The organism is Cellulosimicrobium sp. XJ-DQ-B-000 (genome assembly GCF_031119065.1).
In the GTDB taxonomy this organism is placed as follows: Bacteria; Actinomycetota; Actinomycetes; order Actinomycetales; family Cellulomonadaceae; genus Cellulosimicrobium; species Cellulosimicrobium funkei.
Genome location: NZ_JAVHYN010000001.1, coordinates 761,401 through 785,677 on the forward strand (window position 1 = coordinate 761,401; position 24,277 = coordinate 785,677).

19 protein-coding genes are annotated in these 24,277 nt (G+C 74.9%); 10 read left to right on the top strand and 9 right to left on the bottom strand.

What is annotated here, in order from left to right:
- Window positions 1-41: 41 nt before the first annotated feature.
- Together RDI86_RS03755 and RDI86_RS03760 are read right to left on the bottom strand one after the other, a co-directional pair.
- Complete coding sequence (locus RDI86_RS03755; RefSeq protein WP_061268637.1) at window positions 42-1,358, bottom strand: ThiF family adenylyltransferase; 1,317 nt, start codon at window positions 1,356-1,358, stop codon at window positions 42-44.
- Entirely contained in the window at window positions 1,355-1,801 is a 447-nt protein-coding gene (locus RDI86_RS03760) for a DUF3817 domain-containing protein (protein ID WP_308820722.1), read from the bottom strand. Before RDI86_RS03760 ends, RDI86_RS03755 begins: the two co-directional genes overlap by 4 nt.
- A gap of 121 nt (window positions 1,802-1,922) precedes the next feature.
- Between RDI86_RS03760 and RDI86_RS03765 the strand changes: the two genes are divergently transcribed.
- From RDI86_RS03765 to RDI86_RS03775, 3 genes are read left to right on the top strand one after another with little or no spacing between them, the layout of a single operon-like run.
- A complete protein-coding gene (locus tag RDI86_RS03765) occupies window positions 1,923-3,719 on the top strand; it encodes an ABC transporter ATP-binding protein (protein WP_308820723.1) in 1,797 nt (598 codons plus the stop codon).
- Window positions 3,716-5,449: an ABC transporter ATP-binding protein gene (locus RDI86_RS03770; protein ID WP_076405106.1), complete on the top strand. Its 1,734-nt coding sequence runs from the start codon at window positions 3,716-3,718 to the stop codon at window positions 5,447-5,449. Before RDI86_RS03765 ends, RDI86_RS03770 begins: the two co-directional genes overlap by 4 nt.
- A gap of 26 nt (window positions 5,450-5,475) precedes the next feature.
- A complete protein-coding gene (locus RDI86_RS03775; RefSeq protein ID WP_206158297.1) occupies window positions 5,476-6,513 on the top strand; it encodes a GNAT family N-acetyltransferase in 1,038 nt (345 codons plus the stop codon).
- A gap of 180 nt (window positions 6,514-6,693) precedes the next feature.
- On the opposite strand, the gene RDI86_RS03780 is transcribed toward RDI86_RS03775, so the two are convergent.
- Both RDI86_RS03780 and RDI86_RS03785 read right to left on the bottom strand, forming a co-directional pair.
- A complete protein-coding gene (locus tag RDI86_RS03780; RefSeq protein ID WP_034654148.1) occupies window positions 6,694-6,987 on the bottom strand; it encodes a hypothetical protein in 294 nt (97 codons plus the stop codon).
- A gap of 182 nt (window positions 6,988-7,169) precedes the next feature.
- The gene (locus RDI86_RS03785; RefSeq protein ID WP_308820724.1) at window positions 7,170-8,063 is read right to left on the bottom strand and encodes an SURF1 family protein; all 894 of its coding nucleotides are present in this window, start codon (window positions 8,061-8,063) and stop codon (window positions 7,170-7,172) included.
- 260 nt (window positions 8,064-8,323) lie between these two features.
- On the opposite strand from RDI86_RS03785, the gene RDI86_RS03790 reads away from it, so the two are divergent.
- From RDI86_RS03790 to RDI86_RS03810, 5 genes are all read left to right on the top strand, one after another.
- Window positions 8,324-10,825: a phosphoketolase gene (locus tag RDI86_RS03790; protein WP_076405104.1), complete on the top strand. Its 2,502-nt coding sequence runs from the start codon at window positions 8,324-8,326 to the stop codon at window positions 10,823-10,825.
- Window positions 10,822-13,011 carry a phosphate acetyltransferase gene (gene pta / locus RDI86_RS03795; RefSeq protein WP_034654151.1) on the top strand — a complete coding sequence of 730 codons (2,190 nt, stop codon included), beginning with the start codon at window positions 10,822-10,824 and terminating at the stop codon, window positions 13,009-13,011. Before RDI86_RS03790 ends, pta begins: the two co-directional genes overlap by 4 nt.
- Window positions 13,008-14,267: an acetate/propionate family kinase gene (locus tag RDI86_RS03800; RefSeq protein WP_043656335.1), complete on the top strand. Its 1,260-nt coding sequence runs from the start codon at window positions 13,008-13,010 to the stop codon at window positions 14,265-14,267. The genes pta and RDI86_RS03800 overlap by 4 nt, the downstream gene beginning before the upstream one ends.
- 110 nt (window positions 14,268-14,377) lie before the next feature.
- The gene (locus RDI86_RS03805) at window positions 14,378-15,370 is read left to right on the top strand and encodes a DUF4031 domain-containing protein (RefSeq protein WP_308820725.1); all 993 of its coding nucleotides are present in this window, start codon (window positions 14,378-14,380) and stop codon (window positions 15,368-15,370) included.
- Between the two features lie 138 nt (window positions 15,371-15,508).
- Window positions 15,509-16,195, top strand: a complete 687-nt coding sequence (locus tag RDI86_RS03810; RefSeq protein ID WP_308820726.1) for an ElyC/SanA/YdcF family protein — start codon at window positions 15,509-15,511, stop codon at window positions 16,193-16,195.
- Window positions 16,196-16,205: 10 nt separating this feature from the next.
- Here the strand turns inward: RDI86_RS03810 and RDI86_RS03815 are convergent, their stop codons facing one another.
- Genes RDI86_RS03815 through RDI86_RS03830 form a run of 4 tightly spaced genes read right to left on the bottom strand, consistent with a single transcriptional unit; the run spans window position 16,206 to window position 20,668 of the window.
- Window positions 16,206-17,849: a succinic semialdehyde dehydrogenase gene (locus RDI86_RS03815; protein ID WP_308820727.1), complete on the bottom strand. Its 1,644-nt coding sequence runs from the start codon at window positions 17,847-17,849 to the stop codon at window positions 16,206-16,208.
- Window positions 17,846-18,901 (bottom strand): GNAT family N-acetyltransferase, encoded by a 1,056-nt coding sequence (locus tag RDI86_RS03820; RefSeq protein WP_308820728.1) that lies wholly within the window; start codon window positions 18,899-18,901, stop codon window positions 17,846-17,848. Before RDI86_RS03820 ends, RDI86_RS03815 begins: the two co-directional genes overlap by 4 nt.
- Complete coding sequence (locus RDI86_RS03825; protein ID WP_308820729.1) at window positions 18,898-19,536, bottom strand: GNAT family N-acetyltransferase; 639 nt, start codon at window positions 19,534-19,536, stop codon at window positions 18,898-18,900. Before RDI86_RS03825 ends, RDI86_RS03820 begins: the two co-directional genes overlap by 4 nt.
- Before the next feature lie 7 nt (window positions 19,537-19,543).
- Window positions 19,544-20,668 carry a GuaB3 family IMP dehydrogenase-related protein gene (locus tag RDI86_RS03830; RefSeq protein ID WP_034653983.1) on the bottom strand — a complete coding sequence of 375 codons (1,125 nt, stop codon included), beginning with the start codon at window positions 20,666-20,668 and terminating at the stop codon, window positions 19,544-19,546.
- 148 nt (window positions 20,669-20,816) lie between these two features.
- On the opposite strand from RDI86_RS03830, the gene RDI86_RS03835 reads away from it, so the two are divergent.
- Complete coding sequence (locus RDI86_RS03835) at window positions 20,817-21,518, top strand: exonuclease domain-containing protein (RefSeq protein ID WP_308820730.1); 702 nt, start codon at window positions 20,817-20,819, stop codon at window positions 21,516-21,518.
- A 137-nt stretch (window positions 21,519-21,655) separates the two neighbouring features.
- Complete coding sequence (locus tag RDI86_RS03840; RefSeq protein ID WP_194522185.1) at window positions 21,656-23,191, top strand: UDP-N-acetylglucosamine 1-carboxyvinyltransferase; 1,536 nt, start codon at window positions 21,656-21,658, stop codon at window positions 23,189-23,191.
- Window positions 23,192-23,295: 104 nt separating this feature from the next.
- Here RDI86_RS03840 and RDI86_RS03845 read toward each other — a convergent pair whose 3' ends face one another.
- Window positions 23,296-23,934, bottom strand: coding sequence for a Rid family hydrolase (locus tag RDI86_RS03845; RefSeq protein ID WP_076405096.1), 639 nt, complete (start codon window positions 23,932-23,934; stop codon window positions 23,296-23,298).
- Window positions 23,935-24,277 lie beyond the last annotated feature (343 nt).

A 24,277-nucleotide genomic window follows, 5' to 3' on the forward strand; every position in this document is an offset into this window, starting at 1 on the left:
GACCAGGACGCGCCACGACCACCTGGTCGACGTGCAGGGGGCTAGAGGGTGGGGGTCTTCAGGGCGTCGAGGAGGGCCTGGACGCCGCCGACGACGGAGCGAGCGTCGAGGCCCGCGGCGCGGGCGGCATCGGCGACGCGGGCCGACCGGCCGCCGACCGCGCACACCACGAGCACCGGGCGGTCGGCGGGCAGGTCCGCGAGCGCCGCGGCGGCACCGGGGTCCTGCGTGCCGCCGAGGAACGCGCCGCTCGGGACGAGCGTCGACCCGGGGAGCGGGCGCACCTGCGCCTCCCAGTCCTCGCGGACGTCGAGCAGGAAGGGTGCGGCGTCGTCGGCCCGCAGCAGGGCGGCCGCGTCAGGGGCGGACACGTCGCGCGGCGCGGGCCCCGCTGCCCCGGTCGGCCCCGCCCCGGCACCGGGCGTCGCCACGGCCTGCGCCGCGGGCCGGAGCCCGCAGAACGCGGCGTAGGCGTCGTCGCCCGGCAGGAGCGCGGTGACGGGCTCGCGCGTCGGGTCGGCGCGCACGGTGAGCTGGCGCCACGAGAGGTCGAGGGCGTCGTAGACGGCGAGGCGGCCCAGCAGCGTGGTGCCGGCGCCGGTGACGAGCTTGATCGCCTCGGTCGCCATGACGGAGCCGACGGTGCCGCACATCGCGCCGAACACGCCGCCGGTCGCGCAGTCGGGTGCCGCGCCCGGGGGCGGCGGGACGGGGAACACGTCGCGGTAGGTGACCCCGCGCGGGCCCTGCTCCCCCGACCCCGCCGCGGGATCGGGACCCGCGGCGTCCGGGTGCGGGGCGTCGTCGGGCACGGCGAACCGGGGCGCGGCCCAGAAGACGCTGACCTGTCCCTGGAAGCGGTAGATCGAGCCCCAGACGACGGGCAGGCCGAGGACCTCGGCCGCGTCGGAGACGAGGTAGCGGGTCGGGAAGTTGTCGGCGCCGTCGAGCACGACGTCGTAGCCGCGCAGCACGTCGAGCGCGTTGTCCGCGTCGAGCCGCAGCGCGTGCTCGACGACCTGGACGTGCGGGTTGACGTCCGCGATGCTCTCGCGCGCGGAGTCGACCTTGCGGCGCCCGACGTCCGACCCGCCGTGGATGACCTGGCGCTGGAGGTTGGACGTGTCGACGGCGTCGTCGTCGACGATGCCGATCGTGCCGACGCCCGCGGCGGCGAGGTAGAGCAGCGCGGGGCTGCCGAGGCCGCCCGCGCCGACGACGAGCACGCGCGCGGCCGCGAGCCGCCGCTGGCCCTCGGTACCGACGCCCGGCAGCGCGAGGTGGCGCGCGTAGCGCTCGAGCTCCGGCGTCGAGAGCTCGGGACCGGGCGCGACGAGGGGCGCGAGCGGCGTGGTCATGCCGAGTACTGCTCCTCCAGCGCGACGAGCTTCGCGTCGGCCTCGGCGTGCACCTTCTTCTCGAGGATGAACGACATGACCGGCACGACGCCGGCGAACACCATCGTCGCGAGGCGGCCCCAGCCCCAGCGCATCTTGGTCCACAGGTCGAGCACGGTGACGAGGTACACGACGTAGATCCAGCCGTGCGCGAAGGGGATCCAGGACACGTACCGCATGATCCCGTCGACGTCGACGAACTGGCCCACGCCGTACTTGACGAGCATCTCGACGCACAGGATCAGCAGCATCACACCGGTGATGATCGCGAGGACCCGGTAGCGCGCGAGCGCGCCGCGCGCCTTGCGGATCGCGGTGCGCGCGGCCTCCGCGCTGGGGGCCGCCGCGTCGGCGGGAGCGACGACGGGCGCGTCGGTGGGGGTGGCCGGGTCCTGCGTGGTCATGGGAGAGGTCCTCGTTCCGGGCGAGACGGCCGCGGCGGTCTCCGCCGCGTGCGGTGGCGTGACGCGGTCGCCGCGTTAAACCGTCGCCGCGTGTCGGACGCCGAACCTAGGGTAGAACACCGTGCGACCCCTCCCTCTCCCCGACCCGGGGACCCCCGACCTGCGCGGCCCGTCCCGCTACCTCCTCTGGATCGCCCGGCGCCAGTGGACGGTGCTCACGGTGTCCGTGCTGCTCGGCCTCGTGAACTTCGCCTGCCAGGCGTTCCAGCCGTACATGCTCGGCCGCGCGCTCGACGAGGGGCTCACCGCCGGGTTCGGCGCGGAGCTGTGGCGCTGGGCGGGCCTCCTGCTCGCGCTGGGCCTGGGCATCGTCGTCACGGGCGTGACGCAGCACCGGTTCGACATCGCGAACTGGCTGCGCTCGGCGCTCACGACGTCGCAGCTCGTGGGCGACGTCACGGCCCGCTCGGGCGACGCGATCACCGAGGAGCTCCCGACGGGCGAGGTCGTGTCCACCGTCGCGAGCGACGCGATGCGCGTCGGCCAGCTCTTCTCGATGATGGGCCAGTTCCTCGGCGCGCTCGGCGCGTACGTCGTCGTGGCGGTCATCATGCTCTCGACGTCGCTCCAGCTCGGGCTCGTCGTCGTGCTGGGTCTGCCGGTCGTCGCCGCGGTGCTCGCGCTGCTCGTCAAACCGCTCCAGCAGCGCCAGGCCGCGCAGCGCGAGGCGCAGGGCCGCCTGACGACGCTCGGCGCGGACACCGTCTCGGGCCTGCGCATCCTGCGCGGGATCGGCGGCGAGGGCGTGTTCGTGGGCCGCTACGCGCGGCAGTCGCAGAAGGTCCGCGAGGCCGGCGTGAAGGTCGCGCACACCCAGGCCACGCTCGACGCGCTCCAGGTGCTCCTGCCCGGCCTGCTCGTCGTGCTCGTCGTCTACCTCGGCGCGACGGCGGCCCTGCGCGGCGAGATCACGCCCGGGCAGCTCGTCGCGTTCTACGGGTACGCGGCGTTCCTCGGCTGGCCGCTGCAGGTCGCGACGCAGATGCTCAACATCGCGACGCGCGCCCACGTCGCCGCGCGCAAGATCGTGCGCGTCCTCGCGGTCGAGCCGGCCGCGGGCGCGACCCCGGCCATCGCGCCCATGCCGCCCGAGGGCAGCCCCCTCGTCGACGAGACGAGCGGCCTGGTGCTCGAGCCGGGACGCGTCGTCGCGCTCGTCTCGGCGGACCCGGACGCGTCGGCGGCCGTCGCGACCCGGCTGGGGCGGTTCGACGACGCCGCGGAGGCGGCCACGCCCGTGCGGCTCGGCGGGACGCCGCTCGCCGCGCTCGACAAGCACGCGCTCCGGCGCCGCGTCGTCGTCGCCGAGGCGACGCCCCAGCTCTTCTCGGGCGCGCTGCGCGACGAGCTCGACGCGCGCGGCACCGCGACGGAGGCCGAGGTGCTCGCCGCGGTGAGCACGGCCGACGCGCACGACGTGCTCGACTCCGTGCCCGACGGCCTCGCGGGCGAGCTGCCCGAGAAGGGGCGGTCGCTCTCGGGCGGCCAGCGCCAGCGCGTCGCGCTCGCCCGGGCGCTCCTCACGGACCCGGAGATCCTCGTCCTCGTCGAGCCGACGAGCGCCGTCGACGCGCACACCGAGGCGCGGATCGCCGCGAGCCTCGCGCAGGCCCGCCGCGGGCGCACGACCCTCGTCGTCACGGCGTCGCCGCTCGTGCTCGAGCACGTCGACGAGGTGCTGCTCCTCGAGGACGGCCGGGTCACGGCGCGCGGCACGCACCGCGACCTCGTCGACCGCGCCCACTCCCCCGCGACCGCGCCGGACGACGACGCGGCCCGGTACCTGCGCGTCGTCGGGCGCTCGCTCGACGACACCCCCGCCCTCGCCCGCACCGCACCCGAAGGAGGCCAGGCATGAGGCTCCCCGTCGCCGACGGCCCCGCCGTCCGCGCCGCCGCCGGACGCCTGTTCGCCCGGCACCGCGGCACGTTCGTGCTCATCGCCGTCCTCCACACCCTGGCCGCGGTCGCGGGCCTCGTGGGGCCGTGGCTCCTCGGCCGGCTCGTCGACGCCGTCACGGAGGGCACCACGTCGTCGTACGTGACGACGGTCGTCGCCGTGGGCGCGGGCGCGGTCGTCGCGCAGGCCGTCCTGCGCCGGTACGCGCAGCGCCTGTCCATGGTCTTCGGCGAGACGGTGTTCGCCGAGCTGCGCGAGGACCTCGTCGAGACGGTGACGTCGCTGCCGCTGTCCACGGTCGAGCGCGCGGGCACGGGCGACCTCGTGGCACGCACGACGAACGACGTCGACCGCATCCAGCACGCCGTGCGGTTCGGCGTGCCGCAGCTCCTCGTCGCGGTCGTCACGCTCGTGCTCACGGCCGTGGCAGCCGTCGTGGTCGCACCCCTCGTCGCGCTCGCGCTGTTCGTGGGCGTGCCGCTGCTCGTCGTCGTGTCGCGGTGGTACCTCAAGCGCGCGTCGGCCGGCTACCAGCGCGAGGCCGCCGCCTACGCGACGCTCAACGGCACCATCACCGAGAGCGTCGAGGGCGCGCGCACGGTCGACGCGCTCTCGCTCACCGAGCGCCGCCAGGCGCGCGTGCGCGCCGACCTCACCGAGGCGTTCGAGGCGGAGCGGTACACCCTCGGGCTGCGCACCGTGCTGTTCCCGGGCATCGACCTGGCCATCGCGATCGCGCCCGTCGCGGCGCTCGTGTGGGGCGCGTGGCTGCTCTCGCAGGGCCAGACGACGCTCGGCGCCGTGGCCACGGTGACGACCTACGCGTTCCAGCTCGCCGGGCCGGTGTGGAACCTCATCTTCTGGCTCGACGAGATCCAGGTGGCCGCGGCGTCGTACGCGCGCATCGTCGGCGTCGCGCAGGTGCCCGGCGACCGCACCCCGACGGGCGACGTGCCCGACGGCGACCGCCTCGTCGCGCGCGACGTCGAGTACGCCTACCGCGAGGGCCACCCCGTGCTGCACGGCGTCTCGCTCGACCTCGAGCCGGGCGAGCGGCTCGCCGTCGTCGGGCCGTCGGGCGCGGGCAAGTCGACCCTCGGACGCATGCTCGCGGGCATCCACCCCCCGACGGCGGGCTCCGTCCGCTCCGGCGGCGTGCGGCTCGTCGACCTGCCGCTCGAGGACCTGCGGCGCGAGGTCGCGCTCGTCACGCAGGAGCACCACGTGTTCGTCGGCACGCTCGCGGACAACCTGCGCCTCGCGAAGGTCGACGCGGAGGAGGCCGAGCTGCTCGACGCGCTCGACGCCGTCGACGCGCGTGGGTGGGCCGAGTCGCTGCCCGAGGGCCTCGCGACGACCGTGGGGTCGGGCGGGCACGTGCTCACCCCGGCGCAGGCGCAGCAGCTCGCGCTCGCGCGCCTCGTGCTGCTCGACCCGCACACGCTCGTGCTCGACGAGGCGACGTCGCTCCTCGACCCCCGGGCGGCTCGCCACCTCGAGCGCTCGCTCGACGCCGTGCTGGCCGGCCGGACGGTCGTCGCGATCGCGCACCGCCTGCACACCGCGCACGACGCCGACCGCGTCGCCGTGGTCGACGGCGGCCGCATCAGCGAGATCGGCCCGCACGACGAGCTCGTCGCCGCGGGCGGCGACTACGCGCGGCTGTGGCACTCCTGGCAGCAGGAGTAGCACCGTTCGGTGCCAAGATGGTGCCGATGCCTGGAACCACGAGCGCCACCCCGCACGACCTCCCGACCCTCCCGAGCCCCTGGCGGGCCCGGGTCCCCGGCTACGCCGACATCGACGCGCTCGTCCGGCTTCGGCGCCTGGACGAGCTCCAGGGGACGGGCTCGACGCACGTCGACCCCGCCGGGATCGAGTCCGAGGTCGCGGGGCTGGCCTCCTGGACGCGGCGCCAGCTGGTCGCCGTCGGGCCCGACGACGTCCCCCGCGCCTGGGTGACCGTGCACGACCGCGCCGCCGGGCGGGCCACCGTCTGGGGCTACTTCGACCGCGACGTGGCCGAGGTCGACGCGATCGCGGACGCGTTCTACCGCTGGGCGGAGCGCACCGCGGTCGCGATGGCGCGCCTGCGCGGCGTGACGGCGACGCGCCTCGACGAGAGCCCGTTCGCCGACGACGCGCGCCAGGCGCAGTGGCTGACCCGGGCCGGGTACGCGCGGCGGCGCAGCTGGCTGCACATGACGCGCCCCGTCGTCCCCGACGAGGCCGCGCTCGCCCCGCGCGCCGGGGTCACGGTCCGCCCGGTCGAGCGGCACGAGAACGGGATGCCCGTCGCGGCCGACCTCCAGGTCGTGCACCAGATGCTGGAGACGTCCTTCCAGGACCACTTCAACTCCTACCGGGAGAGCTTCTCGGAATTTGTGCAGCGGCTCCGCGAGGACCCGGGCCACAGCTGGGACCACTGGTGGCTCGCGTACGTGGACACCGACGACGGCCACCGCGTCCCCGCGGGCACGGTCGTGTGCTCGTCGATCGCCGCGGGCGAGAGCGGCGCGCCGGGCACCTACGTCGAGTACATCGGGGTGACGCGCGCCGCCCGCGGCCGCGGCGTGGCGAAGTCGCTGCTCGCGACGGTGATCGCGGACGCCGCCCGGGACGGTCGCGACCGCGTCGCGCTCGAGGTCGACGCCGACTCCCCCACGAAGGCCGACCAGCTCTACCGCTCGCTCGGCTGGGAGACGGACTACGTCACCGAGTCGTGGTTCAAGGACCTCGACCTCGACGGCTGACCGCGGGCGGCCGGGACGCGCAGCCGGGTCGGGGGCCCGGGCCCGGACTCGGGGCCGGGCCCGGTCGCGGGGCCGGGGCCGGACGCGCCGGTGCCCGGCCGTCGCGGACGACGACCGGGCACCGGGTGACGCCGCGTCGGGTGGCCTGACGGGGTCAGCCGACCCGACGGGACGAGCGCGTCAGAAGCACGAGACGTGGATCGCCACCGACGCGTCGGTCGACGTCGCGTAGGCGGTGCCCTGGCCGTCGTAGTCGTACATCGTCACCGCCGCGCCCGCGCTGTTGCGCGCGCTGTTGGTCGTCCCGTTGACCCGGAGCGACACGTTCGTCGGCGCGCTCGCCGTGATCTTCGCGTCGCGGGTGCCGCAGTTGTACGGCGTGGTCCTGCTCGCCGCGCTCGCGCTCGCCGCCGGGGCGAGGACCAGACCGATCGTGACCGCTGCCACCGCGAACGGTGCAAGACGCTTCTTCATGGAGTACCCCCGTGTCTCTCCGACCGCCGGGCGACGTCGACCGGCGGACCGCCCGGACGCTCTGTCCGGGCGGGATAAGACTGAGGTCCGTACATATGTCCGGCAAGCGCTGTGTCACGTGGTGAGACGGCGGTCCGTCCGCTCCCGGCCCGGGACGCGGCGCGTGCGCTCCCGGCCCGCTCTCAGGGGGTCGTTCGCGGGCCCGTCGCGTCGGCGTCGGCCGGCCCGGGGAGGCCGGCGATCCCGGCGTCCTCCCCGCGCGCGCGGCGCTTGCCACCCGCCGCCTCGTCACGCACGAGCCGGACCCACAGCAGCACGGCGAACCCACCGAACACCCACCACTGGAGCGCGTAGAACAGGTTCTGCAGGTTGAGCCCCGTGCCGCCCTCGATCGTCGGGCGCGGGAGCTGGGCCGGGCCGCCGTCGGCCGCCGACGGCTGCGCCGGGTCCGAGGACAGCAGCACGAGGTAGCCCGAGTAGATCGGTCCGCCCCACGCGTTGACCAGCTCGCCCGTGGAGATCGCGTCGGTGCGGCCGGGGGCGGAGCCGCCCTGCCCGGCGGCCTCGGACGCCTGGAGGTAGCCGGTGAGGCGCACGACGCCGTCCGGCGGGTCGAGCGCGGCGCTCGCGTTGGGCGACTCGACCCAGCCCCGCACGACGGGCAGGACCGGGGCGCCCGAGAGGTCGGCCCACGACGCGCCCTGGGTGCCGTCGTCGGTCACGTGGAGCGGGGTGAGCACGAGGTAGCCGGTGCGGCCGTCGAGCGCGCGGCCCTCGACGAGGAGCTGCCCCTCCGCGTCGTACTCGCCCTCGACCCAGGCCTGCCGCCCGACGAGCTCGCCGGGGAACGTGGACTGCGGCGGGAGCAGCACGCCGACGCCCTCGGGGCCGGCGGCCTCGAGCTCGGCGGCCTCGTGCTGCGCCGCGAGCTCGGCACGCTGCTGGGCGCGGTCGAGCTGCCAGACGCCGAGCCGCGCGCACACGGCCGCGGCGACGAGGAGGAGCACGAGCAGCCCGACGACCCGGGGCTGGCGGGCGACCGCCCAGAACGAGCGGGGCGCGGTGGGCTCGGGCACGACCCCACGGTATCCGGGGCGCGGGCGGGTCCCCGCATCCGGACCGCCTGGCGGGCGAACGTCACACGCCGCCCACCGGCCCTCGGGGCCGGGGACAACGTCCTCGGCCGTGGTTCCCGGGCGCGGGACCTTGGACCTTTTGTGCCGTCGCGGGCGCAGGTCACACCGCCGGGCGCCAGGAGGAATAGTGCAGGCCCCCGGTCGATGGGGTTGTATGAAGCCGTAGTCGTTCACGGACCCTTCCCCCGCAGGAGCGTGAGATGAGCACGACCACCGTCACCGAGTCCACCGCCTGGCAGCCCGCCGAGATCGCACCGCTCGACGACGACACCCTGCGTCGGGTCGACGCCTGGTGGCGCGCGGCGAACTACCTCTCGGTCGGCCAGATCTACCTGCTCGACAACCCGCTGCTGCGGACGCCGCTGGACCGCGAGGACGTCAAGCCGCGCCTCCTGGGCCACTGGGGCACCACGCCGGGCCTCAACTTCCTCTACGCGCACCTCAACCGCGCGATCGCGCAGCGCCGCCAGTCGACGATCTACGTCGCCGGCCCCGGCCACGGCGGCCCCGGCCTCGTCGCGAACGCGTACCTCGAGGGCACATACTCCGAGACCTACTCGGACGTCACCCAGGACACCGAGGGCCTGCGCCGGCTGTTCCGCCAGTTCTCCTTCCCGGGCGGCATCCCGAGCCACGTCGCGCCGGAGACGCCCGGGTCGATCCACGAGGGCGGTGAGCTGGGCTACGCGCTCTCCCACGCGTACGGCGCCGCGTTCGACAACCCCGACCTGCTCGTCGCCGCGGTCGTCGGCGACGGCGAGGCGGAGACGGGCCCGCTCGCGACGAGCTGGCACTCGAACAAGTTCGTCAACGCGCGCAACGACGGCGTCGTCCTGCCGATCCTGCACCTCAACGGCTACAAGATCGCCAACCCGACGGTGCTCGCGCGCATCAGCGACGACGAGCTGCGCGACCTCATGATCGGCTACGGCCACACGCCCTACTTCTTCACGGGCGGGTTCGACGGCGAGGACCACTTCGAGGTGCACCGCCGCTTCGCGCAGCTCCTCGACGAGGTGCTCAACCACATCGCGCAGATCAAGGCCGACGCCGCGGCGGGGAACGACGAGCGTCCCGCGTGGCCGATGATCGTGTTCCGCACGCCGAAGGGCTGGACGTGCCCGCCGGTCATCGACGGCAAGAAGACCGAGGACTCGTGGCGCGCGCACCAGGTGCCGCTCGCGAGCGCCCGGGACACGCCGGAGCACCTCGAGGTGCTGCGCGGCTGGCTCGAGTCCTACCGGGCCGACGAGCTGTTCGACGAGGACGGCCGCCTGGTCGACGACGTCGCCGCGCTCGCCCCCGAGGGCACGCTCCGCATGAGCGACAACCCGCACGCGAACGGCGGCCTCCTGCTCAAGGACCTCCGCCTGCCGGACTTCCGCGACTACGCCGTGGACGTCACGGGGCCGGGCAGCAGCATCGCCGAGTCGACGCGCGTCCTCGGCCAGTGGCTCACCGACGTCGTGCGGAAGAACCCGGACAACTTCCGGATCTTCGGCCCCGACGAGACGGCGTCGAACCGCCTCCAGGCCGTGTACGAGGTCACGGACAAGCAGTGGAACGCCGACTTCTTCGGGCCCGACGTCGACGAGCACCTCGCGCGCGCCGGCCGCGTCATGGAGATGCTGTCGGAGCACCAGTGCCAGGGCTGGCTGGAGGGCTACCTGCTCACCGGGCGGCACGGCCTGTTCACGAGCTACGAGGCCTTCATCCACATCGTCGACTCGATGTTCAACCAGCACGCGAAGTGGCTCAAGGTCACGAACCACATCCCGTGGCGGCGCCCGGTCGCGAGCCTCAACTACCTGCTGTCGAGCCACGTGTGGCGCCAGGACCACAACGGCTTCAGCCACCAGGACCCGGGCTTCATCGACCACGTCGTGAACAAGAAGGCCGAGATCGTCCGCGTCTACCTGCCGCCGGACGCGAACACGCTGCTCTCGACGTACGACCACTGCCTGCGCTCGCGCCAGTACGTGAACGTCGTCGTGGCGGGCAAGCAGCCCGCGCCGCAGTTCCTGTCGATGGACCAGGCGATCGCGCACTGCTCGCGCGGCCTCGGCATCTGGGACTGGGCCGGCACCGAGGTCGAGGGCGAGGACCCGGACGTCGTGCTCGGCGCCGCGGGCGACGTGCCCACGCTCGAGGTGCTCGCCGCGGCGGACATCCTGCGCCGGCGCATCCCCGACCTCAAGGTCCGGGTCGTCAACGTCGTGGACCTCATGCGGCTCCAGGACGAGAAGGAGCACCCGCACGGCCTGTCGGACAAGGACTTCGACACGCTCTTCACGACGGACCGGCCGGTCATCTTCAACTACCACGGCTACCCGTGGCTCATCCACCGCCTCACGTACCGCCGCACGAACCACGCGAACATCCACGTGCGCGGCTACAAGGAGGAGGGCACCACCACCACCCCGTTCGACATGGCCATGCTCAACGACATCGACCGCTACCACCTGGTGATCGACGTCATCGACCGTGTGCCGTCCCTGCGCTCGACCTACGCGGGCCTGCGCCAGGAGATGGTCGACGCGCGGCTGACGGCCCGCCAGTACACCCGCGAGCACGGGGAGGACATCCCCGAGGTGCGCGACTGGGTGTGGCCGGACGTCGGCGAGACGGCGACCGAGGAGGGTGGCCCGCAGTACAACGGCGCGAGCGCCGCCGTGCAGGACACCGGAGGAGACAACGAGTGAGCGACACCGCTCGCAGCATCTACATCACCTCGCCCGAGGGCGAGACGGGCAAGTCCACGATCGCGCTGGGGGTCCTCGACCTGCTGGTCCGCAAGGTCCAGCGGGTCGGGGTCTTCCGGCCGGTCACCCGGGCCGCCGGCCCGGACGTGCAGGACTACGTGCTCGAGCTCCTGCTCGCGCACGACGGCGTGGACGTCACCGCCGAGCAGGCGATCGGCGTCACGTACGAGGACGTCCACGCCGACCAGGAGGCCGCGCTCTCGCGGATCGTGGCCCGGTACCACGAGGTCGCGAGCCAGTGCGACTTCGTGGTCGTCGTGGGCACGGACTACACCGACGTCGCCGGGCCGACCGAGCTGTCGTTCAACGCGCGCGTCGCGGCGAACCTCGGCGCACCGGTCCTCCTCGTCGTCTCCGGCAAGGGCCGCACGCCCGACGCCGTGGGCAACCTCATCGAGGTGAGCGTCGCCGAGCTGCGCTCGCAGCACGCGCAGCCCATCGGCGTCGTCGCGAACCGCGTGCAGCCGGACGACCTCGACGCGGTGCGCGCGCTGCTCGGGTCGCTGGGACCGGACGGCGAGCCGCTCGCGGGCGGGACGTCGTCGGGCCCGACGGCGCAGCCCGCCCCGGGTACGCGGCTGCCGGGCTGGGCGGTGCCCGAGGACCCGTTCCTCGACGCGCCGACCGTGCGGATCCTCATGGAGGCCGTGGGCGGGACGCTCGCGTTCGGCGAGGAGGAGCTCCTCGCTCGCGAGGCGACCGACCTGCTCGTCGGAGCGATGTCGTTCGAGCACCTGCTCGACCGGCTCACCGACGGCGCCGTCGTCATCACGCCCGGCGACCGGGTGGACATCCTCATCGGGCTGCTCGCCGCCCACTCGGCGTCGGGCTTCCCGTCGCTCGCGGGCGTCATCCTCAACGGCGGGTTCTTCCCGCCCGAGTCGACGGCGCGCCTCGTCGCGGACCTCGACCCGAGCCTGCCGATCATCCGCACCGACCTCGGGACGTTCCGCTCGGCGAGCGCCGCCGCGAGCGCCCGGGGCCGCGTGACCAAGGAGTCGCAGCGCAAGGTCGACACGGCGCTCGCGCTGTTCGAGCAGAGCGTCGACGGCGCGGCGCTCCTCGCGGGGCTCGACGTGCCCCGGCCCGAGGTCGTCACGCCGCTGATGTTCGAGTACGAGCTGCTGTCGCGCGCCCGTGCGGACCGCAAGCACGTCGTGCTGCCCGAGGGCGACGACGACCGCATCCTGCGCGCCGCGTCCACGCTGCTCGGCCGCCAGGTCGCGGAGCTGACGATCCTCGGGGAGGAGCAGAAGGTCCGCGCCCGCGCGGCGGAGCTCGGCCTCGACATCGACGCCGCGCACGTCGTCAGCCCGCACGACCCGGAGCTCGTGGAGCGGTTCGCCGCGGAGTACCAGCGGCTGCGCGCGCACAAGGGCATGACGCTCGAGGAGGCGCGCGAGCGCGTCCAGGACGTGTCCTACTTCGGCACGATGATGGTCCACCTCGGGCTCGCGGACGGCATGGTGTCGGGCGCCAAGCACACGACAGCGCACACCATCAAGCCGTCGTTCGAGATCATCAAGACCCAGCCGGGCGTGTCCGTCGTCTCGTCCGTGTTCCTCATGTGCCTGCAGGACCGCGTGCTCGTCTACGGCGACTGCGCGGTCATCCCCGACCCGACGGCCGAGCAGCTCGCGGACATCGCGATCTCCTCGGCGGCGACGGCGCAGCAGTTCGGCGTCGACCAGCGGGTCGCGATGCTGTCGTACTCGACCGGCGAGTCCGGCTCGGGGGCCGACGTGGACAAGGTGCGCCGGGGCACGGCGCTCGTGCGCGAGCGCCGCCCCGACCTGTTCGTCGAGGGCCCGATCCAGTACGACGCGGCCGTGGACGCGTCCGTCGCGGCGTCGAAGATGCCGGGCTCGGACGTCGCGGGGCGCGCGACCGTGTTCATCTTCCCGGACCTCAACACGGGCAACAACACCTACAAGGCGGTCCAGCGCTCGGCGGGCGCCGTCGCGGTGGGCCCGGTCCTCCAGGGCCTCAACAAGCCGGTGAACGACCTCTCGCGCGGCGCGCTCGTGCAGGACATCGTCAACACCGTCGCGATCACCGCGATCCAGGCGCAGGCCCCGGCCGACGCCGCCGACCCCACCTCTGACTCCCAGGGAGCCACGTCATGACGATCCTGCCCGAGGGCGAGCGCCCCAACCCCTACAGCGCGTACGGCGCGCACGGGTCCGTGCTCGTCATGAACTCGGGGTCGTCCTCGCTCAAGTACCAGCTCGTCAACCCCGTCGGGGGCGAGGCGATCGCCGCGGGCACGATCGAGCGCATCGGCGAGGAGTCCGGGATCATCAAGCACCGGTTCGCCGGGAACACCACGACGCGCGAGGAGCCCGTCGCGGACCACGGGCACGCGCTGCGCATCGCGCTGAGCATGTTCGACGAGGTCGGCCCGACGCTCTCGGACGCCGACGTGTACGCGGTGGGGCACCGCGTCGTGCAGGGCGGCTCGCTGTTCGCCGACCCGGTCCTCGTCGACGACGGCGTGCTCGAGCGGATCCGCTCGCTGTCCCCGCTCGCGCCGCTGCACAACCCGGCGAACGTCAAGGGCATCGAGGTCGCGCGGTCGCTGCTCGGCGACGTGCCGCACGTCGCGGTGTTCGACACCGCGTTCTTCCAGCGGCTGCCGCAGCACGTCGCGACGTACGCCCTGGACGCCGAGGTCGCCGAGAAGTACGCGATCCGCCGCTACGGCGCCCACGGCACGAGCCACCAGTACGTGTCCGGGAAGGTCGCGCGCGTCCTCGGGCGCCGGATCGAGGGTCTGAACACGATCGTGCTGCACCTCGGCAACGGCGCCTCGGCGTCGGCCGTCAAGGGCGGCGTGCCGGTCGAGACGTCGATGGGCCTGACCCCGCTCGAGGGCCTCGTCATGGGCACGCGCACGGGCGACATCGACCCCGCGGTCGTGTTCCACCTCGCGCGCAACGCGGGCATGAGCATCGACGAGATCGACGACCTGTTCAACAAGCGTTCGGGCGTCAAGGGCCTGTCCGGCGTGAACGACTTCCGCGAGCTGCACCGGCTCATGGAGGCCGGCCACGAGGGTGCCCGCCTCGCGTTCGACGTGTACATCCACCGGCTGCGCAAGTACGTCGGCGCGTACGCCGCCGTGCTCGGCCGCGTGGACGTCGTCGCCTTCACCGCGGGCGTCGGCGAGCACGACGCCGAGGTGCGCGCCGCCGTCGTCGAGGGGCTCGAGCCGCTCGGCCTCGCCGTCGACCCGGACCGCAACGCCGTCGACTCCGGCGAGCCGCGCGTCATCTCGCCGGACTGGACGAGCACGCTCGTCATGGTGGTCCCGACGATGGAGGAGCTCGCCATCGCGCGCCAGTCGGTCGAGGTCGTCGAGGCGGCCTCGCGCGCCGGCTGATCCCCGCACGCCCGGACTCGTCCGGGTGACACCTGCGCGGCTCAGGCCGCTCCCCGGCCGGTGAGCCGACGCCCGCGCGTCGGCTCGCCGGTCGGTGGCATGCTCGGGCGGTGACCGTTCTCATCGACCCGCCCGCGTGGCCCGCGCACGGGACGCTGTTCAGCCATCTCGTGTCCGACGCGTCGCTCGCGGAGCTGCACGCGTTCGCGGCGTCGATCGGGGTGAGCCCGCGGGCGTTCGACCTCGACCACTACGACGTCGCCGCCGAGCGGTACGACGTCGCGGTCGCCGCGGGCGCGGTGCCCGTCGGGGGGCGCGAGCTCGCCCGGCGCCTCGGCGCCTCCGGCCTGCGCGTGCCCGGCCGGGCGCGGCGCGCGGCGAAGGCCGACGCGCTCCTCGCACGCTGGGACGCGCTCCTCCCGGGCGCGCGCGACGTCGGCGTCGAGCTCGTCGAGCGCTGGCACGAGCTGCACCGCGTCTACCACGGGCCCGAGCACCTGGTGCACGCCCTCGACTCCCTCGCGCTCCTCGAGGGACGCCCGCCCGGCGTGCCCGACGCCGCCCGGCCCCCAGGCCGCGCAGGTGCCGCCGCGTCGCCGGGCGGCGCCTCGGGCGGCGCGGTGTCGGACGGCGCGGCGTCGGTCACGGGCTCGATGCCTGCGGTGACGCAGCTCGCGCTGTGGTTCCACGACGCCGTGCACGACGGCGAGGCGGGCCGCGACGAGGAGCGGTCGGCCGAGCTCGCAGACGCCCGGCTGGCGGGCCACCTCGGCGCCCACGAGGTCGAGGAGGTCGTGCGGCTCGTGCTCGTGACGACCGACCACGCCCCGGCGCCGGGCGACGGGCCCGGAGCGCTCGTCTCGGACGCCGACCTCGCCGTCCTCGGGTCCGCGCCGGACCGGTACGCGCGCTACGCCCGGCAGGTGCGCGCCGAGTACGCCCACGTGCCCGACGACGCCTTCCGCACCGGGCGGGCCGCCGTCCTGCGCGCGCTGCTCGGGGGCGGCACGCTGTTCCGCACCCCGCAGGGCGCCACGCTCTGGGAGGACCGCGCCCGAGCCAACCTCACCGCCGAGCTCACGACCCTCACCTCCCCCACCTGACCCTCTCTCCCTCCCCTCTCCCTCCCCACCCGCCGAACAGGCGGTCTTGGTCCGTCCCGGACGGCGGACGGACCCGGACCACCTGCTCGGCCGGCCAGGAGCGCCTGGTCGACGCGGCGGCGACGTTAGGGTCGGGGCGTGACCGACGAACCGGCGTCGCCGCCCGCCACTACGGCGTCAGCAGCAGGCCCGACAGCGCCGTCGTCCGACAGGGCCTCGTCGGGGCGTCCGCGCCGGTCCCGACGGCGGCGCCTGACCCTCGGGACGGCCGCCGGGCTCGTGGTGCTCGTGCTGGCGCCGTTCGTCGTGGTGCAGGCCGTGGGGCGCTCGCACGTCGCCGACCCCGCGCACGTGCCGCCGAGCGACGCGATCGTCGTCCCGGGGGCGGGGCTGCGGCCGGACGGGACTCCGTCTACGTACCTGCGCCGTCGGCTCGACGCGGCGGCCGAGCTCTACGACCGGGGCGTCGCGCCGGTCGTGCTCGTGAGCGGCGACGCGCACGACGACTACGACGAGCCCGGCTCGATGCGCGCGTGGCTGCTGAGCCGCGGCGTGCCCGACGACGCGATCCTGCTCGACCGCGAGGGCTTCGACACCCACGCGACGTGCACGCGCGCGGCGTCGGAGTTCGGCGTCGGCACGGCGGTGGTCGTCACGCAGGGGTACCACCTGCCGCGCACGCTGTTCTCGTGCCGCGTCGCGGGTCTCGACGCCGTGGGGGTCGGCGTGAGCGCGGCGAGCGTGGAGCCGTGGAAGGCCGTGCTCTACCGCGCCCGGGAGGTTCCCGCGGCGACGAAGGCCGTGCTCGACGCCGTGCTCCGCTGAGCGGGCTCCGTCAGGGCAGCCGCAGGCGGCGCATGACGTCGAGCGCCGACGTGAGGACCTTGCTCGGCAGCTCCCCGCCGAGCTGGTAGAGCGCGTCGAGCGTGAGGCCCTGGTTCGCGCCGCGCTGCACGGAGATCGTCTGCGCCTCGGTGAGCGCCTCGATCCCCTCGCGCCCGTGGCGGCGCCCGAGGCCCGACGCCTTGAACCCGCCCATCGGCGCCCCGACGGAGCCCCACGTCGCGGAGTAGCCGTCGTTGACGTTGACCGTCCCGGCCTCGACGCGCGCCGCGATCCGACGGCCCCGGGCGGCGTCGCGCGTCCACACGCTCGCGTTGAGCCCGTACTCGGTGTCGTTCATGACCTCGACGGCCTCGTCGTCGCTCGCGACCCTGCGCACGGAGACGACCGGGCCGAACGTCTCCTCGCGCGCGCACGCCGCGTCGTCGGGCACGTCGTCGAGGACGGTGGGCGCGTAGAACCACGGCCCGATGTCCGCCCGGTGCACGCCGCCCGCGAGGACGCGCGCGCCGCGCGCGATGGCGTCCTCGACGTGGGCGACCACGCGGTCGAGCTGCGCCTGCGACGTGAGCGACCCCATGTCGGCCGAGTAGTCGAGCCCGGCGCCGAGACGCATCTCACGCACGAGGGGCACGAACTCGTCGAGGAACGCGTCCGCCACGTCCTCGTGCAGCACGAGCCGCTCGATCGACACGCAGAGCTGGCCGGAGTTGGAGAAGCACGCGCGCACGGCGCCACGCGCGGCGGCGCGCACGTCGGCGTCGGCCGCGACGTAGAGCGGGTTCTTGCCGCCCAGCTCGAGCGTCGCGCCGATGAGGCGCTCCCCCGCGCGCGCCGCGACCTTGCGGCCGGTGGCCGTCGAGCCCGTGAACGCGATGTGGTCCACGTGGTCGGTCACCGCGGCGCCGACGTCTCCCCCGCCCGCGACGACGAGGAACAGGTCGGCGGGCAGCCCCGCCTCCTCGAGCAGCTCCGCGCCCCACAGCGCGGTGAGCGTCGTCTGCGGGTCCGGCTTGAGCACGACGGCGTTCCCCGCCACGAGCGCGGGCACGGCCTCGGCGAACGCGAGCGTCAGCGGGTAGTTCCACGGCGCGATGACGCCGACGACGCCCACGGGACGGCGGTGCACGCGCGTCCCGGTGAGCACGGGCAGCATCCCCGGCGCCCGCCGGTCGGCGAGGTAGCGCGGGCCGCGCTGGGCGTAGTGGCGCGTGAGGATCGCGACGTCCGCGACCTCCTCGAACGCGCTGCGCCGCGACTTGCCGGACTCCATCTGGATGAGGTCGAGGCCGTCGGACTGGCGCGCGAGCACGAGCTCGCCGAAGCGCCGCAGCACCGCCGCGCGCTCGCGCACGGAACGGGCGGCCCAGGCCGGCTGCGCGGCCCGCGCGCGTGCCACGGCACGGGCGACGTCCGCGACGGACGAGACGGGGACCGCGGCGAGCGGGGCTCCCGTGGACGGCAGGACGGAGCGGTGCATGCCCGCCTCGTTGCTCGTGACGACGCGCTGCGCGAGGGGGGCCACGACCTCCGGCTCGAGGACGTAGGTCGCGGCCGGGTTCTCGGGGTCGATCAGGCCGTCCAGCGCGGCGCCGTCGCCGCGCCCGGAGCCGGGTGTGCCGGATGAGCTCGTCATGGGGACAGGCTACGTCGTGGCGCTGACAGCGCGTCGACGGGCTGCTCCCACGTGGTGAGCACGGGCCGGAACCCCTGCCGCGCCCAGAACGGCGCGGACAGCGGGTTGAGCACGCCGTGGTGCAGCACGACGACCGCGCCCGGCCCGGCCTGCTCGTGCACGCGCGCGAGCGCCGCGTCGACGAGCGCCCTGCCGACCCCGGTACCGCGCGCGCTGCCCGTCACGTGCAGCAGGACGAGGTAGGCGACCGGCCCCGCCGTGACGGTCCCGGCCATGGCCCCGGAGCGCTCCGGCGGCTCGACCGCGACGACGCCCACGACCTCGCCCGCCCGCTCCCCCGGCCCCTGGCGGCGCGCCACGAGGACCGTGGTGCGCGGGTTCTCGACGGCGGCGGCGACCTGGGCGGCGAGGTGCTCGGCCGCGAGTGGCCGGACGCGGGCCGCGCCCACGAGCTCGTCGTACGCGAGCTCGGCGCGCTGGTGCTCGACGACGGCGGCCACGTCGTCCGGGCCGGCGTCGGTCAGCACGAGCCCGGGGAGGTCCGTGCGGGGCCGGGCCGACGGGGCGCCGCAGCGCGCGACGAGGTGCACGGTGGGGCGCAGGCCGCTCGCCGCGAGGGCGCCCACGGCCTCGACGTCGCGGCTCGGCCACAGGAGCGCCAGGCCGTGGTCGCGGGGTGCAGGGCCCCGCTCGGGCAGCCCGTCGCCCGCCGGTGCGCTGCCCGGGTCGCGCCCGACGCGCGCCGTCCAGGCCGCGACGAGCGCGCGGACCGCGCCGCCCACGTCCGGTCCCGCCGCGCGCGCCCGCAGCCGGTGCTCGCGCAGCGCGCGGAACCCCGCCGCCGCGGAGCCGGGTCCGACGTCCCCCACCCCGAGGAGCCCCGCGGCCCGGGAACCGTCCGGGAGCCGCACGGCGAGGAGACGCTCGTCGTCCGCGGTGGCACCGAGAGCGGGGACCGCGACGAGCGGGTCGAGCACCGCGACGCGCGCGCGGTGCTCGGTCTCGAGGGCGGCGAGGTCGTCGTCGTCCGGCCGCCACGCGGCGGGGGTCATCGTCCGGCGTCGCGGGCGTCCGGGGCGCCGAGCGGGCGGCCGAGCACGACGCACTCCTGGTCCGCGTACCCGAGTCGCTCGTAGAAGCCGCGCACCGCGTCGTTCGTGGCGCGCACCATGAGGCGCACGGCCCGCGCGCCCTGCGCGGCGAGCCACGCCTCCGCCGCGACGACCGTCGCACGGCCCGCGCCGCGCCCCTGGACGCGAGGGTCGACCGCCACGTAGTAGAGCCAGCCACGGTGCCCGTCCACGCCGGCCATGGCCGTCGCGACGAGCTCCCCCGCCGCGACCCCGGGCGCCTCGGGAGCACCGTCCGGGGCCACCGTGGGCAGGTCGCGCGTCGCACGGCCCACGAGCACCGTCGAGGTCTCGCCCAGGCGGGCGTCGGCGAGGTCGCGGTACGGGTCGTTCCAGGGCCGGGTGAGCCCGCACTCCCGCCACAGCGCGACGACCGCCTCGACGTCGGCGTCCTCGACCTCCGTGAAGACCAGGTCGGTGGAGGCCTCCGACGAGGCCGCGTCCGCGACGTCCGCCTCCGGGCGGGCCGCGCCCGCGGCGGGCACGGAGCCGTTGCCGCCCGGCGCGCCGTCGCCGGCGTGCGTCAGGCGCGGACCGTCGGCGATGCGTCCGGCCACGGCGGGCTCAGCGGGGCTGGTACGGGGAGACGACGACCTCGACGCGCTGGAACTCCTTGAGGTCCGAGTACCCGGTCGTCGCCATGGCCCGGCGGAGCGCGCCGACGAGGTTGAGCGTGCCGTCCGCCTGGCGGCCCGGCCCGAAGAGGATCTCCTCGAGCGTGCCGGCCGTGCCGACGCGCACGCGCTCGCCGCGCGGGAGCTGGGCGTGGTGGGCCTCCGAGCCCCAGTGCCAGCCCTTGCCCGGCGCCTCCTCGGCCCGCGCGAGCGCCGCGCCGAGCATCACCGCGTCGGCGCCGCACGCGACCGCCTTGACGAGGTCGCCCGAGCGGCCGACGCCGCCGTCCGCGATGACGTGCACGTAGCGGCCCCCCGACTCGTCGAGGTAGTCGCGGCGGGCCGCCGCGACGTCCGCGACCGCGGTCGCCATGGGCGCGTGGATGCCGAGCGAGACCCGCGTGGTGTGGGCGGCGCCGCCGCCGAAGCCGACGAGGACGCCCGCGGCGCCCGTGCGCATGAGGTGCAGCGCCGCGGTGTACGTGGACGCGCCACCCACGACGACCGGGACGTCGAGCTCGTAGATGAAGCGCTTGAGGTTGAGCGGCTCGGCGACGCCGGACACGTGCTCGGCGGAGACCGTCGTGCCGCGGATGACGAACAGGTCGACGCCCGCGTCGACCACCGTCTGGTAGTGCTCCTGGGTGCGCTGCGGCGACAGGGCCGCGGCGACGGTGACGCCCGCCGCGCGGATCTCCTTGAGGCGCTGCGTGATGAGGTCGGCCTTGATGGGCTCGGCGTAGATCTCCTGCATGCGGCGCGTCGCCTCGAGCGGCTCGAGCCCGGCGATCTCCTCGAGGAGCGCGGTCGGGTCGTCGTAGCGCGTCCACAGGCCCTCGAGGTCGAGGACACCGAGGCCGCCGTGGTTGCCGAGCGCGACGGCGGTAGCCGGGCTCATGACCGAGTCCATGGGCGCCGCGAGGATCGGCAGGTCGAAGTGGTAGGCGTCGATCTGCCAGCCGACCGACACCTCCTCCGGGTCGCGCGTGCGCCGCGAGGGCACGACGGCGACGTCGTCGAAGGAGAACGCGCGCCGACCGCGCTTGCCACGTCCGATCTCGATCTCGTTGCTCACCGGGTCAGCCTACCGGCGGGCCGTGCCCGCCACCTGCACCGACCACCGTGTGGGTGGGCGCTGGCAGGGTGACGCTCGTCGCCGGGACGTCCGGCGACGACGGGAGCGCCGGGCGCCCCGGGCCCCGACCGGACGGCAGAGGTGGACCATGACGACGACGCCCTGGACGGCGGGACCGCTGCTCGGTCTCGACACCGAGACCACGGGCCTCGACGTCGACGTCGACCGCGTCGTCACCGCCGCGCTCGTGCTCCGCGAGCCGGGCGCCACGCACGTGCGCACGTGGCTCCTCGACCCCGGCGTCGAGATCCCGGCGGAGGCCACGGGGATCCACGGCATCACGACCGCGCACGCCACGGCGCACGGGTCGGCCCCCGCCGTCGCGCTCGACGAGATCGCGACGCTCGTCGTCGACGCCCAGCGCGACGGCGTCCCCCTCGTCGCCTACAACGCCGCGTTCGACCTCGCGATCCTCGACACCGAGCTCGTGCGGCACGGCCTGCCGACGCTCGCCGCGCGCCTCGGGCGGCCCGTGCGGCCGGTGCTCGACCCGCTCGTGCTCGACCGGGCGTGGGACCCGGCCCGCGAGGGCAAGCGCCGGCTCGTCGACCTGTGCGCGCGCTACGAGGTGCTCGACGTCGGGCCCCTGCACACGGCGGACGGGGACGTGCTCGCGACGCTCGACCTGCTCGACGCGCTCGCGCGCGCGTACCCGGACCTGGCCGGGCTCGGCCCGGTCGCGCTGCACGACCTGCAGGTCGTCGCGCACCGGCAGTGGGTCGACGCCCTGGACCCGGACCCCGACCAGCCCTACGTCGGCGCCGGCGCGGACGGCCGCTGGCCGGGCTGACCCGGGCGCACGCCCGCGTCGCCACCTGCGGGCATATCTCATGATGCGGGTGAAGGTCGTGTGATGGAGGCATGATGGCGGACCGCACGGGGCCCTTCGCCGCGTCGATATCTCATCCATGAGTTATCGTCGCTCTCATGACAGCGATCGACGACGCACCTCTCACGCAGGTCGGCGCGCTCATCCGCGGCGCCCGCCAGAACCGGGGTCTCACCCAGACGCAGCTCGCGGAGCGGCTCGGCACGAGCCAGAGCGCCGTGCACCGCATCGAGCAGGGCTCGCAGAACCTCAGCCTGGAGATGCTCAACCGCATCGGCCTCGCGCTCGACTCCGAGATCATCAGCCTCGGCGGCCCCAAGCACGCGCACCTGCGCGTCCAGGGCGGCCAGACCCTCTCCGGCCGCATCGAGGTGAACTCCTCCAAGAACGGCGCGGTCGCGCTGCTGTGCGCCTCGCTCCTCAACCGCGGTCGCACCACCCTGCGCGGCGTGGCCCGCATCGTCGAGGTCGACCGGATCGTCGACGTGCTGCGCTCCATCGGCGTGCGGGCGACCTGGACGACGGGCGGCCGGGACCTCGAGATCGTCGTGCCGGAGCGCCTCGACCTCGCCGCGATCGACGTCGACGCCGCGCGCCGCACGCGCTCGATCATCATGTTCCTCGGGCCGCTGCTCGGGCTGCGGGACACGTTCGAGCTCCCGTACGCGGGCGGCTGCGACCTCGGGACCCGCACCGTCGAGCCGCACATGATCGCCCTGCGGCCCTTCGGCCTGGCCGTCACCGCGACGGGCGGGAACTACCACGCGACCGTCGCCCCGGCGTCGGGCACGGACCTGTCGGTCGTGCTCACCGAGCGCGGCGACACCGTCACCGAGAACGCGCTCATGGCCGCGGCCCGCCGCGAGGGCGTGACGACGATCCGCAACGCCAGCTCGAACTACATGGTGCAGGACCTGTGCTTCTACCTCGAGCTGCTCGGCGTGCAGGTCGAGGGGATCGGCACGACGACCCTGCGCGTGCACGGCCGCACCGACATCGACGTGGACGTGGAGTACGCCGTCTCGGAGGACCCGGTCGAGGCGATGAGCCTGCTCACGGCGGGCATCGTCACGGGCTCGGAGATCACCGTGGCCCGCGTCCCGATCGAGTTCATGGAGATCGAGCTCGCGACGCTCGCCGAGATGGGGCTGCGGTACACGCTGAGCGCCGAGTACGTGGCGCGCAACGGCCGCACGCGCCTGGTCGACGTCACGGTGCACCCCAGCGAGCTGCACGCGCCGATCGACAAGATCCACCCCATGCCGTTCCCCGGCCTCAACATCGACAACCTGCCGTTCTTCGCGGTCATCGCCGCGAACGCGCAGGGCACGACGCTCATCCACGACTGGGTCTACGAGGGGCGCGCCATCCACCTCACCGACCTCACGCGGCTCGGCGCCGACGTGCGGCTCCTGGACGCCCACCGGCTCCAGGTGACGGGCCCCACGCGCTGGTCGGGCGCCGAGGTGAGCTGCCCGCCCGCCCTGCGCCCCGCCGTCGTCATCCTGCTCGCGATGCTCGCCGCGAAGGGCACCTCCGTCCTGCGCGGCGTCGACATCATCGCGCGCGGCTACGAGGGCCTCACCGAGCGCCTGCGCGAGCTCGGCGCGAACATCGAGACGTTCCGGGACTGACCCCTCGCCACGCTCGGCGCCCGCGGGCCCTCGGGCCCTCCGTGCCCACGACGCCGGCACGACCACGACGGGCCGCCCTCCTGCGGGAGGGCGGCCCGTCGTCGTCACTTCGGGTAGACGGCGTCGACCTCCACCTCGACGAGCCAGCCGTCGACCGGCAGGTTCTCGATCTCGAGCGCGAAGCGCGACGGCCGGGCCGCGTTGACCACCATGGGCGCCGTCCGGGCCGAGCCGAGCTGGACCTCGAGCGTCGCGCCGGTCGCGAGGTTCGTGTTCGCGAAGAACTGGCGGTAGGCGCGGTTCCAGCCGGCGAAGTCCATCTTCTCCTGGCCGGCGGGGTTCTGGAGGAACACCCGCATGGAGACGACGTCGTCGTAGGAGAGCCCGGCCCGCTCGAGGTTCTCGCCGATCCGCATGAGGACGTTGATGCCCTGCGCCTCCGTGATCGTCACGCCGGCCGGCAGGACGCCGCCGGGGAAGACGTCGGTCGGGACGTAGCGCTGCTCGGCCGTCGCGCCGGGCGTCGTGTTCATCGCGGCGGGACCGAGGCCGGACGACTTGTACCAGGAGACGTTCTTCCCGATCGCGACGCCGTCGGCGATGGACGGGGTGTCGCCGGTGACGAAGGAGTGGGCCTCGGTCGGCCTCGGCTCGAAGAGCTTCCCGGCGGCGACGGCGGTGCCGGGGACGGCGACGGCGGCGGTGAGGGCGACGGCGACGACGACCTTGGTGCGGTTCTTCATGCAGGCCTCCCAGGGGACGACGGGCGCCACCCTGGCGCCCGGGCTCCGGCCGGTCGCGAGGACCGCCGGCGCCGCGACGCTAGCCAGGCTCCGTTTCCGCGCCGTGACCGCCACGTGTCGGGTCGTCGCCGGTCCCGCCGCGCGCCCGGACGCCGCGGCGCGCCGTCCCGCGGGCGCCGCCGAGGGCCGCGACACGAGACGTTTACGAGAGCCGCGAACCGTTGACCGACGCGAAACGCGCCGGACCCGTGCTCGCGACGACACGTCCCTAGCGTCGGGCCCGGTGCTGACGGCGGCACCCGGCATCGTGGGCCGGGCTCGCCGCCCGTCAGGCCGTGGACGA